14 protein-coding genes are annotated in these 13,126 nt (G+C 68.1%); 8 read left to right on the top strand and 6 right to left on the bottom strand.

Features of this window, described 5'->3' with window-relative positions; translation table 11 throughout:
• Positions 1-17: 17 nt before the first annotated feature.
• Positions 18-1,457 carry a ParB/RepB/Spo0J family partition protein gene (locus E6R62_RS31200; RefSeq protein WP_168714236.1) on the bottom strand — a complete coding sequence of 480 codons (1,440 nt, stop codon included), beginning with the start codon at positions 1,455-1,457 and terminating at the stop codon, positions 18-20.
• Between the two features lie 130 nt (positions 1,458-1,587).
• Here E6R62_RS31200 and E6R62_RS31195 point away from each other — a divergent pair, with 130 nt between their 5' ends.
• Together E6R62_RS31195 and E6R62_RS31190 are read left to right on the top strand one after the other, a co-directional pair.
• Positions 1,588-2,235 (top strand): HAD family hydrolase, encoded by a 648-nt coding sequence (locus E6R62_RS31195; RefSeq protein WP_136216833.1) that lies wholly within the window; start codon positions 1,588-1,590, stop codon positions 2,233-2,235.
• Positions 2,232-3,056, top strand: coding sequence for an NAD(P)-dependent oxidoreductase (locus tag E6R62_RS31190; RefSeq protein ID WP_276615674.1), 825 nt, complete (start codon positions 2,232-2,234; stop codon positions 3,054-3,056). The genes E6R62_RS31195 and E6R62_RS31190 overlap by 4 nt, the downstream gene beginning before the upstream one ends.
• Here E6R62_RS31190 and E6R62_RS31185 read toward each other — a convergent pair.
• The 5 genes from E6R62_RS31185 to E6R62_RS31165 form a co-directional block, all read right to left on the bottom strand.
• Complete coding sequence (locus E6R62_RS31185; protein ID WP_136216832.1) at positions 3,053-3,631, bottom strand: guanylate kinase; 579 nt, start codon at positions 3,629-3,631, stop codon at positions 3,053-3,055. The genes E6R62_RS31190 and E6R62_RS31185 overlap by 4 nt on opposite strands.
• Positions 3,628-4,614, bottom strand: coding sequence for an AAA family ATPase (locus E6R62_RS31180; RefSeq protein ID WP_306432490.1), 987 nt, complete (start codon positions 4,612-4,614; stop codon positions 3,628-3,630). The genes E6R62_RS31185 and E6R62_RS31180 overlap by 4 nt, the downstream gene beginning before the upstream one ends.
• A 242-nt stretch (positions 4,615-4,856) precedes the next feature.
• Positions 4,857-5,327: a dCMP deaminase gene (locus tag E6R62_RS42100; RefSeq protein WP_306432489.1), complete on the bottom strand. Its 471-nt coding sequence runs from the start codon at positions 5,325-5,327 to the stop codon at positions 4,857-4,859.
• Complete coding sequence (locus E6R62_RS42095; protein WP_136216830.1) at positions 5,324-6,007, bottom strand: dihydrofolate reductase family protein; 684 nt, start codon at positions 6,005-6,007, stop codon at positions 5,324-5,326. The genes E6R62_RS42100 and E6R62_RS42095 overlap by 4 nt, the downstream gene beginning before the upstream one ends.
• Before the next feature lie 43 nt (positions 6,008-6,050).
• Positions 6,051-7,484: a helix-turn-helix transcriptional regulator gene (locus E6R62_RS31165; protein WP_240802015.1), complete on the bottom strand. Its 1,434-nt coding sequence runs from the start codon at positions 7,482-7,484 to the stop codon at positions 6,051-6,053.
• 295 nt (positions 7,485-7,779) lie between these two features.
• On the opposite strand from E6R62_RS31165, the gene E6R62_RS31160 reads away from it, so the two are divergent.
• The 6 genes from E6R62_RS31160 (at position 7,780) to E6R62_RS31135 (ending at position 13,098) form a co-directional block, all read left to right on the top strand.
• On the top strand, positions 7,780-8,184 hold the full coding sequence (locus E6R62_RS31160) for a hypothetical protein (protein WP_136216829.1): 405 nt from the start codon (positions 7,780-7,782) through the stop codon (positions 8,182-8,184).
• Between the two features lie 152 nt (positions 8,185-8,336).
• Positions 8,337-9,809, top strand: coding sequence for a hypothetical protein (locus tag E6R62_RS41935; protein WP_136216828.1), 1,473 nt, complete (start codon positions 8,337-8,339; stop codon positions 9,807-9,809).
• A gap of 227 nt (positions 9,810-10,036) precedes the next feature.
• Positions 10,037-10,363, top strand: coding sequence for a hypothetical protein (locus tag E6R62_RS31150; RefSeq protein ID WP_136216827.1), 327 nt, complete (start codon positions 10,037-10,039; stop codon positions 10,361-10,363).
• Positions 10,364-10,473: 110 nt separating this feature from the next.
• On the top strand, positions 10,474-12,423 hold the full coding sequence (locus E6R62_RS31145; protein ID WP_136216826.1) for an FtsK/SpoIIIE domain-containing protein: 1,950 nt from the start codon (positions 10,474-10,476) through the stop codon (positions 12,421-12,423).
• A 123-nt stretch (positions 12,424-12,546) separates the two neighbouring features.
• Complete coding sequence (locus E6R62_RS31140; protein ID WP_136216825.1) at positions 12,547-12,738, top strand: hypothetical protein; 192 nt, start codon at positions 12,547-12,549, stop codon at positions 12,736-12,738.
• Between the two features lie 105 nt (positions 12,739-12,843).
• Positions 12,844-13,098 carry a hypothetical protein gene (locus E6R62_RS31135; protein ID WP_136216824.1) on the top strand — a complete coding sequence of 85 codons (255 nt, stop codon included), beginning with the start codon at positions 12,844-12,846 and terminating at the stop codon, positions 13,096-13,098.
• Positions 13,099-13,126 lie beyond the last annotated feature (28 nt).

Here is a 13,126-nt window from a genome sequence, read left to right as displayed (position 1 = left end):
GAGCGAGGTGGGAGCGGTCAGTGCTCAGGGGAGACGAGGCCGAGCTGGCGCTGCTCCCACTCGGTCGGCTGGTAGGCAGCCTTGCTGGTCATCAGCAGCTGAAGGTGCGCACGGTCCCGGTCGTCCCAGGTGCGGTCAGGCTGAGCTGCGCGAAGCTCGTCGGCGGCGAGGCCGATCGCGTAGGCGACGCGGCGTTTGAGCTTGGTGTCCTTCGAGGCGGCTACCTCTGCCACGTACTTGCTGGGCCGTCCGAAGTCAGGTCCCTTGCCGAGCTCACGGAGCCAGGCGTGGGCCAGCGCTGCCGCCGGCTTCCACTCCTCGGGGTTCAGCACGGCGTCGACGAGGCGGGTGTACATGTCCTCGGCGGAGGCGTAGCGCTCCTCGGTCAGCAAGATCTGGCAGGCGAGCGCGCGAACCTTTGCCGCGGCGGCAGCATCGCTCACCTCGGGCTCGCTCAAGGGGGCGGGGCTGCCCTGGGCCTGCATGGGGATCGGAGCCTTCCCGTTTGCAGGCGTCTTGTCCGGTTTCCCGAGCGGCTGTCCGTCCTGCTGCTCGGGGGCTCCGGCGTCGTGCTGCTGGTGGGAATTGTCGTTCGTCGAGCCGAGGGCGGAGTCGGGCACGGCGATGGAGGGCGTCGCGTTTCCCGCGGGAAACGCGGCCTGCTGCTTGAGCCGGTTCTTCGCCGCCTCAGCGCTCAGGCCCTCTTCGCTCATCCATCCCAGGGCCCGGCGCTGCAGCTCATGCGCGGCCGGGGAGCTGTTGGAGTCCTCGTCGTCCTTGATGGTCGAGAGGACGTAGGCGGCCTTGTGTGACAGGTGCCCTTCGTGCACCACGGTCTGGATCTCAGGGGGCAGATCCAGCAGGTTCAGGTACCGGGACACGGTGCCCTTGCTGCCGTAGCTCGACCGCTCGGCGATCTGCTCGGTGGTGAACCCGCGCTGGCGCAGCAGATCGAGCTGGAGGGCCTGTTCGACGGGCGAGAGTCCGACCCGGTCCTCGTTCTCGGAGATCAGGTTCTCCTCGACGGAACGGGACTTGGCCCACTTGTTCCGCAGGATCACCAGCATCGGCTTCCCCGCCTGCTGCGCTGCGGCGTGCCGCCGGTGCCCGGGACCCAGGATGTACCTGCGCTCCGGGTGCGAAACGAGGTCGGCCCACTCCGGGTACATCGCCAGGAAGAGCTCCATGTGCATCACGGCACCGGGCGTGTGGACGCCCTGCCGCGCGACGCTGGCGACCATCTCGTCCATGTCCCCGAGCGCCAGGCGCCGGTTCATGGGGTTGGGGGAGATGGAGAGCGGCTCACACTCGAAGAGCTCCCCTTCTTCCGGGTCCAGCGCATGAATCCCGGTCGCTGTGCTCTTCTTCTCCGTGGTCTCCGCCGCGGCCTTTTCACGCTCGGTGCTGAGCTTTCCGCTGCCCCGCTTTTTCAGGGGCCTGCGCGCCGGCGTGGTCATGGAGTCCTCCGAGTGGTGCAACGTCTGATGGGGGAACCCTAGCGGCCACGTCCCAGCTGGTGGACGACCCCGTACGAAGCGGCGCCTCCTCCCCGCGTCCTTGGGAAAACCCCCGGCTAGGGTCGGCGCCGTGACCACCGCCCTGTTCGACCTGGACAACACCCTCATCGACCGCCAAGAAGCCGTCGCCAACTGGGCGCGCACCTTCGCCGCCGACCACGGGTTCGACCCCGCAGCCGAGGCCCAAGTTGCCGATGCGCTGGGAGAACGGGCCTACCCCGCGACCTTCGTCCGCCTCCGAGACGAGCTCGGTCTCGCCGAGCCGGCGGCCCAGCTCTGGAACGACTACGTCCAGGGGATCGCGGCCAACGCCAAGGTCCGGCCCAACGCCATCGAAGGCATCGAGCAGCTGCGCGCCACCGGATGGAAAGTCGGGATCCTCACCAACGGGGCGGGCGACATCCAGCGGGCCAAACTCGCGGCGGCCGGACTGGCCGATGTCGTCGACGCCATCGCGATCTCTGAGGAGATAGGCGCCCGCAAGCCGGACCTAGCCGCCTTCCACACCGCCCTCGCGCTCTGCGGCAGCGCCCAAGGGGCGAAGGCGTGGATGGTTGGCGACAACCCCCAGGGCGACATCGGCGGTGCCCATCAGGCCGGGCTGCGCACCATCTGGCTCCGTGGCCGAACCTGGCCGCAACACCTGGCGGCCGCGCACCACAGCGTCGACACCGTCACCGAGGCCATCGAGATCCTGCTGAAAGAAGGCAACCAGTGACCACGATCGGTCTGCTCCACCCCGGCTCGATGGGCGCAGCCGTGGGTGGCCAGCTCGTCCGCGCCGGCCACCAGGTCCTGTGGTGCCCGAAAGGCCGCTCCGCCACGACGCGCGAACGCGCTGAGGCCCACGGACTCACGGCCACCGACCTGAAGCAGGTGCTGTCCAACGCCGAGACGGTGCTCAGCATCTGCCCACCGGCCGCCGCGGAGGACCTGGCCCGCAGCGCCTCCGGCTACGAGGGCGTCTGGGTGGAGGCGAACGCCATCACACCGCAGCGGACCGTGCGCTGCGCCACCCTCCTCCCCGCGTCCACCGTGGTCGACGGCGGGATCGTCGGCTCCCCGCCCACCGGCGGCAAATGCCCGACGCTCTACCTCTCCGGTCCCGTCGGCACGGACGCCGTCGTCAGCCTCTTCACTGGAACCGACGTCCGCACTCACGTCCTCGGAGAGCGGCTCGGACAAGCCTCCGCCCTCAAGCTCTCCTACTCCAGCTACCAGAAGGCGTCCCGCGTGCTGGCCGCTGTCTCCTACGGCCTCGCGGTCGACCACGGAGTCGACGAAGAACTCCTTGCGATCGGCGGAAAGAGGACGGGCTCGTACCTCACCGAGGTCGACTACATCCCCAAGACAGCTGCCAGGGCCTGGCGGTGGGGCCCAGAGCTCCTCGAGGCCGCCGACATGCTGCGCGACGCCGGACTGCCGGACGAGATGCTGCGCGCCGCGGCCGCCGCCCTGGCCCGCTGGGAGCAGGCGAAGGACGACGGCCGTATGGATCTGGCGGGGGCGCTGGAGCAGCTGCGCAGGCTCCCGGACTAGGAGTCGTTTCCCGCGGGAAACGCAGCGCGCACGCGCTCGCTGATCAGCTCGGCGGCCTCGGCCGGGGAATGGCCGCCGGTCTGCACGACCAGGTCCCAGACCTGGCCGGGGTGGGAGTCCACGTCGTCCTGGGTGGCCTGCCAGGCCGCGAGCCGGGCCTCAGTGTCGGAGTCGCCCCGCCCCGCTGAACGGGCCGCGGTCTCCTCGCGGGTGCACCACAGGAGGACGGTCGTCCACTGAGCCGGGTAGGTGTCGATGACGGCCTGGACACCTTCGATCTGCCCCAGGTGCAGTACGGGGGTCAGGCCGGCGGCCACCATCTCGTCCAGGCCGGGCTGGTCGACCACGTAGACGTTGCCGTACCGGCTGTTGGAGTAGATGACCTTGCCGTCCTTCTCCAGCTTTGCCAGGTCCTCGGCGCCGCCCATCCGGTAGCCGTCGGTCTTGCCGCTGCCGACCTTGAGCCGCTGGAACTGGACGAAGTCGGCATCGAGCTCGGTGAGCGCGCGGGTGATGGTGTCCTTCCCGGCGGCCGGTGGGCCGTACAGGATCACGGCGGGAGGCAGAGCGGTCATGAGTACATCCGTCCGATGGCGAGCTTGGCCTGGTCCGTGAGGCTCACCGCGGAGCCGAGGCGGTTGTCGACGACGAAGTGGTCCACCTTCGGAGCGAAGTCCACGTCGACGCCCCTGATGTAGTCGTCCCAGTTACTCAGCTTCCAGCTGTCGCGGGCCGCACTGCGGAACGTGATGTACTCGCGCATGCTCTCGTGATCACACTTCACCCAGATCACGGCGACCTCAGCGCCCTGGGCCTTGCACCTGTTGATCAGCCGTTGCATCCAGGCTGGGTCGGAGAACTCGCGCAGGAACGGCGCATCGAGCACGGTGCTGATCCCGGCGCGGATGTTGTCGGCTGCGGTCTCCATCAGGCACTGGTACTCGGCATCCCGCGCCTTCTCCAAGTACAGCGGCGTGTGCCTGTCGTGAGGATCGCCGCCATGAGCAACCAGGAGTGCCTCGACCAGCGGCCGAGTCAAGGAGTCCTTGTCGAGCCGAGGCCAGCCAGTCAGGTACGAGATGAACTCCGCGAGCTCGCTCTTCCCGCTTCCCGCGTAGCCACCGACCAGCACCAGGTGAGGGCGGTGCGGGTCGCCGCCCGTGTGGCGCCGGCGCCAGGCATCCAGGATCCGGTGGCGCAATCCGTGGTGGTCGACCTCTCCACCCGGAGAGATCTGCAGAAGAGCCGACTCCACAGCCTGGACGTGCGCGCCCGTCACGGAGTCGGTGTGCGGCGTGATCTTCGGAACCTGTGACTGTTCCTCGTGCGGCAGCTTGCTCCGGAACTGGAGCTCCCAGGGCGCCGCGTTGTACAGGAGGCAGTACGCCCGCTGGTAGTGCGGGTTCGGGTACGCCTTGCCCGCCTCGTGGTTGAAGACGGTCTGGAAGTTCGCCTGGATCGGAAGGCGGGCGATCTCCGCAATCTTCCGCAGCTCCTCTCCGGACCCCTCCAGCGTCAGCCCGTGGGCCTCGCGATGCTTCCGCAGAGTGCCCGGCACCCATCCCGGATGATCCTTTGCCACCACGCCACCCCCGCCGTTCGTATCCATAACCGGAGGCTAGGTCCGCCTCACGAGAGTCCGGTATCAGCCGCGAGTTGAAGCGATCGTTGAAAAAGCCCCTGAGCTGCGCGGATACACCCCTTCGACTTGAACGATAGTCCGCGAATCCGTCACATCGACGGGGAATCGGCGAGCAAGCCGAAGGCCCGGGTCACTCACCCGGGCCATCGAAGGAGCAGTCAGGGCTTGAGCCCCGGAAGGTGGCCGTTCGCGGCGCGGGCGGCCTGGGCCAGCTCGGGAATCTCCACGACGGTGATACCGGCCGCAGTCAGCATCTCGACGCCCTGGCAGTCGTCGACAAAGTACGAGGGCTCGCGCCAGGCGACCACCACCCGGGACAGCCCCGAGCGCAGGATGTGCTGCGTGCACGACAGAGGCCGCGAACGGCGCTGGCTGCATGGCTCCAGCGAGGTGTAGATCGTCCCCCCGCGAAGCTGGGAGGAGCTGACCTTCGCGAGCGCAGCCTCTTCCGCGTGGACATGGAGGTCGCCGCCTTCGCGGGAGAACCCGCGGGCAACCTCCTCCCCCTCAGCGTTGAGGACGACCGCACCAACGCTGAAAGCACCCTCGGCGGGCGGGCAGGAGTGGGACAGCTCGATCGCCGTCCTCATCCACTCGTAGTCGGCGTCCGTCCAGGCGCGCCCCGTCACTGGCCACTCTCCTGCTTGGGCAGGTAACGCAGCAGCGCCACATCGCCCACAGCCCGGACTTCGGCGAGCGTCATCCGCCGGGTGGAGCCGCCCGGGTACGACGCCGGGTTGAGGAACGAGGGCGCATCGCCCTGGCCGACGACGAGCGGAGCGATGGCGAGGTGAATCTCGTCGACCAGCCCGGCGGACAGGAACGCGGTGTGGACGGAACCCCCGCCTTCCACCATGAGCCGCTGAACGCCTCGTTCGCCCAGATCGTCCAGGAGCCGGCCGAAGTCGACGGTCTCGCCGAGAGAGACAACATCCGCCAGACCAGCCAGCCGTTCGCGGAGCTTCTCCGCCCCCGCGTCGGTGGTGTACGCGACCTTCGCTTCCCCGTGGTGCCAGAACTTCAGGGTCGAGTCGAGATCACCCGAGGCGCTGATGGTGACCTTGAGGGGGTAGGCGGACTTGCCTGCCGCGACTCGGGCCGCGCGGCGCTCCTCACTGTTGACCAGCAGCCTGGGATTGTCGGCGCGCATCGTTCCCGCGCCGATCAGGATGGCGTCGGACTGGGCCCGTACTTCGTCGACGCGGTCGAAGTCCGCGGAGTTGGACAGCAGGAGCCGGTCAGCGCTGGTGTCGTCGATATGGCCGTCGACCGAGGTGGCGACGCTCAAGAGGACATAGGGGCGGGGCAACGGTTCTCCCTGGTAAGAGCGGTAATGGGGCAGAGGGTACGGGTCACGCCTCGTGGACGACACAGGCGTCGAGCGAGTCCCGGAACTCGCGGACCGACGGGACCGCGTGCCACCGCTGCAGTACGCCGTCGAGCTGAGCCAGCTCCGCCATGATCCGGGCAGATCCCGTCTCGCTCCCGATCGCCAGAGCCTCCAGGCCCACCGTGGCGGCTTGCTCGGCATCCCGGGTGCCGGCCAGCGCCAGCGCCTCGCGGGAGAGGTACACCCCGCGGTCGCGGTGATACCCCGGAGGCAGCGCGGAGATCGCCGTACGGAACCCCTTGGCGGCCCCACGATGGTCACCGAGCACTGACTGGCTACGAGCCTGCTGGACGCTGATGTAGGCGTCGTCCAGCCACACACCCCAGCTGGACGAGGGATCCGGATCGACAGCGTGGAGGAGCTCGCGTGCACGGTCGTACTCCCGCGCCGACTCCGTTGCCTCGCCCTGGAGCGCGTACCCGTGCGCGGCATACGTCGCCGCGACGGCCGCCAGCCGACTTCCCGGGCGGGCCACGCCCTGCGCAGCCTCCGCCACGTCGACTGCCTCGACCGGATCCAGCATGTCGCCGGCCAGCTGGCTCTTCCTCGCCAGGATGTAGACGGTGAGGTCCGGATCCCCGGCCCCGTGGGACCACTGGAGCGCACGGTCCATCCAGTACTGCGCAGCGCGGTGATCTCCCGCGTCCTGGTGGAACCAGCCGCACAGCTCGGCGAACTGGGTCTGGACCTGGAGGAGCTGGCGACGGTCTGTCCCGCGCTGTCCTTCCCTGAGCGAGGTGATGGTGTGGATCTGCTCCTGAACCTTCGGGATGAGCTGGTGGGGACCGAAGAGGTTGTCGGAGTCGATCAGCACCCGGCGGATCGCCTGGAGGTGCTCAATCGGGCTGCGGTCCACCATCGGGGCCCGCGGGGCCGCTTGAGCCAGCGGAGCGCCCACGATGCTCGTGGCCGCAGCAGCACCCAGGCCGCCCAGAAATACCCTTCGAGGTACGGACACGAAGATGATCCTTCCGTCAGAGGTACGGCAAGGGATGGAAATCCCCTCCTCCTCCGACGGTGCCTGGGCGCTGGCTTCCTCGGCCAGACCAGCCGGGCTGTTGGCCACATGGGACCCCGCTTTGGCCACATGACCACGGGACAAGACATCCAGTCCCACGCCGCTCTGAATCGCTTCGTGGAGGCGGACCAGGGTGCCGCGGGCCTCCAAGGCGTCGTCGTACGCGCGGACTAACGACGCCGAGGGAGCCTGTTCCCCGCGCTCGGCGCGCGCCATGTAGCTGTAGTCGTACCTGATCCGCGCCTTCAACTTGGCCAGGGACAGCCGGCGCTCGTTACGCCACGACCGCATCTCCGCGCCCAGGTAGTGCTGTGGGCTCGCGTGTGGTGTCAGTTCATTCGGCCGCTGCCCCACGTCGTCCTCCCCGATGTGGCCCACGTGGCCAGCACCCAGCGGCCACATGCCGCACCTGCCACCCGGGCTTGCACTGCGGATACAAACGGATCACAGGCAGCGCCCAGCCTATCCACCACCGGTGACAGCCGGTACGGGCTGAGCACGGGAGGAGGGCTGATGCAGCGCCAGCACGCCGTCTCTACACGCGATTTCAACGAGCAGCGACCCGCACGTGAAGACCGCGTTGAAGCAGTCCCGATAGGCAGCGTGATACCTGCAGTCCGGCCTCCGCGCTTGAGTTGGCACATCGAAAACGCCAGCTCGGAAAGGGACGCAGATGAACGCCACGATGAAGCTCGATCCCGTCGCCGACCTCGCACTTCGCGTAGCCGCAGTCCGCGACTCGGTAGCGCTGCCCGACATCGAGTCCACCGTCGAGGAACTGGGGGAGTGCCGGCGGTACGACGCCGAACGCTGGTACCTCGGCACCGGCAGCTCCAGTCGCACCATCGCCCGTGACCTGATCCGGACCGAGGAGGAGCGCGAGGTCTGCCAGGGCTGCCCGGTCCGCGACCGCTACCTCTCGCTGGCCGTACTCACCGGGGACACGGACGACAGCATCCACGGCGGTCTGCTTCCCGTGCAGCAGCGCGAGGTGGAAGCGGCCCTGTACCGGCAGGGGAACGCGGTGGTTCTCATGCTCCCCTCCCGCGTCGATCACGTCGCTGAACAGGCCGCATGACCCTATAGACACACGACTATGCAGATCACCTGTCAAAGAAGTTGGCATTAGCTCTATGCATTTCTCCTGGCAATGCGCTAGCTTTGGGGAAGCAGGGAGCATGCAGTGTTCTTGCTCCACAGCTACGCGTAAGTCGAGACATAGGAGTTGGCATGACCGGATGGATCGGGGATTTCGCTGAGGCGAACCCCTGGCCCGTGGCGATCGGAGCCGCGCTGGTCGGTTTGGCGCTGCTTGCGCTGCTGGCTGTCGGGGCGAAGGCCGGGTTCAAGGCGTTCAAGACCCGCCGCTACACGCAGGGTCGGATGACGATCGCGCAGATGGTGTCGACGATCGGTGCCCTCGGTGCGACGGGCGTCGGCGCCAACACGGCTTGGCGGTTCGCGGGTGAGCACCTGCACATCTCGAACACCTGGGAGCGGGCGGGCCTGTTCCTGGTCGGCGAGGTGATGCTGTTCGGCCTGGCGCTGATGGCGAGGCAGAACCTGCACAACCCGGAGATGCGGCGTACGGGCCTGCCGGGAACGCTGGTCTGGGTCCTGTCTGCCTTCCTTGCGGTACCTGCGATCTCGGAGTCCGACTCGGCGGCCGGCGCGGCCTGGCGGATCGTCCTCGGTCCGATGGGCGCCGCGCTTCTGTGGCACCTGGCGATGGGAATCGAGCTGCGGCACTCCGGTGAGGAGAACGCCGAGAACAACGGTGTCGCCGCCCGGATCCTGCGGCGGTTCCAGCAGCAGCTCCTGGCCCGTCTGGGCATCGCGGAGCACGACAAGGACGCCGAGGAGCTCATCCAGGAGCGGGCCCGCAGCCGCGCCGCCGAACTGGCCGACCGGTACCGCGGCCTGAGCGACAAGCAGCTCGAGGGATGGCGTGGCCGCCGGCTGCGGAGCAAGCTGCGCGCGACGCTGCGCCGTGCCGATGTCGCGGGCAACCCGGAGCGCAAGCGGCTTCTGCTCGCTGACCTGGCGGTCTCCTCCCACGCCCCGGCCCTGGTGGAGCTGGTGCACCCGTCCCCGTGGGTTGAGGTCTCCGAGGCCACTGCCGCGCCGGCCGCTTCGGCGCTGGAGCTGAGCGGCAGCGAGGAGCGGATGTTCGAGGTGTTCCGTACATACCTCGCCCAGCACGGCGCCGCCGCGGCTCTCCAGCTGGAGGCGGGCAACCCCCTCCCCGCGTCGAAGGACGGCGTCGATGAGGCGCTGGAGCAGCTGCTGGAGGAGGCCAGCCAGAACGAGGACGGTCCGGACGACGATGACGACCCGAAGGGTCCCGGCGGTGCGCCGAGCCCGGAGGCAGACGACAGTGACGCGGTCCTGAACGCCACGGTGTGGGCGCAGGAGTCTCCGGCGGAGCAGGTGCAGGAGCAGGAGCCGGTCCTGACCCAGGAGGAGCGGGAGCGGGCTGCTCACACTGCGAAGTTGCAGGAGCCGGAGCTGTCGAAGAACAGCGACGCGATTCGCTACGCGATCTCGGTGACGGGTTCGACAGTGGCCGGGCAGCTCGTTCGGTGGCTGGCCCTGCACGGCCGGGAGGGCGTGAACGAGGGGCAGGCGTACCGGGTCGCGAAGAAGCAGGTGGAGGAGAGGCGGAGCAACATCCGTCAGCTCCGCCCTACCTCCGGGGACTGACGTGGCAGCCGGGATGCAGCGGGTTCGGCAGGCGGGCTCGACCGCGTGTCCGGTCTCCGTGATGGTCTCGGCCGTACAGCAGAGCTACGGCAGGACCCCCAGACAGTACGAGAGCAGCGAATTACCTGATCAGAACCGCAGTGAGTTGGTTGATCCGGTCGGCGGGCGAGACGCCTGGCAGCTTTCCCCGCCGACCGGTACGGCCCACCAGATGAGTGGAGATGACCGTGGACAGCATTGTCGCAGCGGGCCAGCAGGGCCCGGACCACAGCGGCAACAACAACCGGACCGACGAGAACGACAAGAGCAGCGCGAACGCCTGGCACACGCTGCCCGGCGGAGTGACGAGCAGCGGAAAGAGCAGTGCGCTCGCCCAGACCCTGGCGCAGATGCAGGGCCGTGAGCAGGGTGTGCAGGGCTCCATGCAGGTCGTGTTCGACCTGAAGGCGTTCGTGGAGCAGCCGGAGCAGGTGCAGCAGACGTTGATGGGGCTGCTCCTGACCGGCAGCACCGCCGAGATCAGCCTTGGTGACGACGTCGCGGTGGGTGAGTGAGCATGCCGGTCTGGATGCTTCTCGTCGGCGCCCTGGTGCTCGTGGTCCTGGTCAAGGGCGGAGCCGGTCGGGGTGAGCGGCGGCTGGCGAAGGCGATAGCGCATCAGCAGATGCCGATGCAGGCCGCTGACGCCCCTGCGTGGATGCCCGGGGTGTGGGCGAAGGGTCACCGGCGGCACTGGCTGAGCCTGGTGCCGCGCTGGGCGAAGGTCCTGGGCCTGGTGGCCGCCAACGCCCTGGTGGCCGGGGTGTGGTGGCTGTGGGCGAACTACCGGAATCTGTTCACGGCCGCGCTGCTGGTCATCCTGGTGATGGCGGTGTGGCTGTGGAGGCGCGGTCGGCTTGCCCGGCGCCACCGCGAGATGGTCGTGAAGCCGTTCTTCGCGGCGGCTCGCAAGATCCTGAACGACATCCCGGACGGCGCGACGTACAAGGACTGGGTGTCGATCCCGCAGCACCTGATGGGCGGGGAGGACCTCGTTCGCCGCACGCTCCGGGACCGGCTGCCGGCCTCGTTGGTGGAGCGTATCGACGCGTCAGCGACGGTGGCCCGTCTCTCCCTGGCCTGGGTGAAGCTGCTCCGCAGGCCGGTCGCCTGGCTCGACTGGTTCCGTGCGCTGAAGCTGGTGGCCTGGTGGCTGGAGCGCCGGGCCGCGGCTGAGGCCGACGCGGCTCTGTCGGTCAAGATTCCGCCGGAGGCCGAGCTGGGCGATGGTGAGCAGGCACGGCTGAAGAACCTGGTCAGCCGCCGGATTCCGGGGGAGTGGGACGCGTCCTGGGACCACCAGAACTTCGTGGTGACGTTCAAGCACCCGCCGCGCCCGCCGGCCAAGGTCCTGTTCAGCGAGGTCCAGGAGATCATCGACGGGCTGAATGACTCGCAGGTCCTGCTGGGCCTGGGCACCCGCAACGAGAAGATCGTTCTGGACTTCGAGGACGAGACCCCGCACGTGGGTCTGTCGGTCGGTACGGGTGGCGGCAAGTCGTCCACTCTGCGGAACATCATCGTTCAGCAGATCCGCAAGGGTGCTGAGAAGTTCATCATCATCGACCCGAAGCTGATTTCTCTGGACTGCCTCGACGGGATTCCCGAGGTCGAGATCTACACCGAAATCCGGGAGCAGTGGGCCGCCATCGCGGGATTCGCGCTGGAAATGGAGCGCCGTTACCAGATCAAGAAGGCCGACAAGTCCGTGACTTTCCCCCGCTGGTTCCTCGTAATGGAGGAGCAGAACGACTTTGCGGAGGAGTCCTACCAGACCTGGATGGACGTCAAGGAGAAGAAGGACCCGGCGCGCCCGCCCGTGTTCAGTCAGCTCGCCAAGAGCCTTTTCAAGGGCCGTCAGGCGAACATGAACATTATCTCCGTCTACCAGCGTCTTACCGCCCGTGCCGCAGGCGGTACGGAACTGCGGGACCAGTACGGTGCAAAGATTCTCGCCCGTTTCTCCCCGCAGGCGTGGAATTCTCTGGTCGCGACGACGCCGAGGCCGAAGAGCTCGCGCCACAACGGGCGGGCGATCGTGGTCATCGGCGGGTCCGAGCGGGTGTGCCAGCTGGTGTTCGTCGACGAGGACGAGGCTCGCGACTACGCCCTCAACGGCCGGTCCCCGGTCGCTGCGCCGGCCTACGTGCCGATCGCTCAGCGTGAGGCGGAGGCTCTTCCGGAGCCTGTGTCCATGGTGAAGGCGGATGTGTCCATCCCTGGCGATCACCTGGGAAGTGTCCATGGACAGTCCATGGACAAAACCGGCAGTAACGACACAAACGGTGTGGTCGCTGAGAGTGATGTCCATGGCGGTTCGGACGGGGTCGTGATCCCCCTCGTCCAGCCGACCAAGGAGCTGGAGGCCATCACCGGCAACGAGCAGGCCGCCGCCCTCCTGGGCATGACGAAGGACGCGTTCGTCCAGGCCCGCCAGCGCTACAAGAAGCGCGAAGGCCACGACATCCCCGGAACCTTCCAGAACGGGAATTACCCCGCCTGGTACGAAAAGGACCTCCGGCGCTGGCATGCAAAACTCCCCCGCGCGGGAGTCAAGGAAGTAGCCAGCAAGTAACCGAGTAGCGCGTGGCGGCCCGGATATCACCGGGCCGGGCCGCCACCGCCGATATCAAAACCCCTTGCTTAACGCTCCTTGGATACCCCTGTCTCAAAATCCCCCGAGAAACGGTGAATTCAAATGGCCAGCATTTCCATCATCCTTCTCCTCATCGCAGCGTGCGCGGCCCTGATCAAGATGGGCTCCATGAAGGTCTGGCACGTGATCATCGCCGGAATCCTCGGCTTCTACATCCGGGACTCCTCGATAGGGCCGCAGATCGGCGAATGGCTCGCCGCGTTCTTCAACTGGCTCGGAACTCTCAAGGTCTGAACCGGCCGCCGTCGCTGGTTCCCGGCGCGTAATTCCGCACCGGGCGCCGGCGTCCACGACCGGACCGCAGCCCCCTCTCGACCGCACGAGAAAGGAGCGCCACCGATGTTGAACTTCACCTCCCTCCCGCGCCCGGCCCGGACCGCGTTCATCGCCTTGATCGGCATCCCGGTCTTCGCCATCACGGTCCTGGACCCCGACCAGCTCGACGGCCCCAAGCCCCTCGGCCCGGTCATCACCCGCGACGGCGGCCGGCTCACCGTCCGCACCGCCGACGGCCAGCTCCACGAACTCACCGAGCACCCGGCCGCGGTCCGGCTGTGCGACCCCGGCCGGACCTTCCCGGCCTGCACCCGCTGACCCCGGCGCCCGGCAACCCGCCGTCCGC

This window comes from Streptomyces sp. A1136 (assembly GCF_004795055.1).
GTDB lineage: Bacteria > Actinomycetota > Actinomycetes > Streptomycetales > Streptomycetaceae > Streptomyces.
The sequence above is the reverse complement of the archived record's forward strand: the minus strand, read 5'-3'. Positions and strand labels throughout refer to the sequence as shown.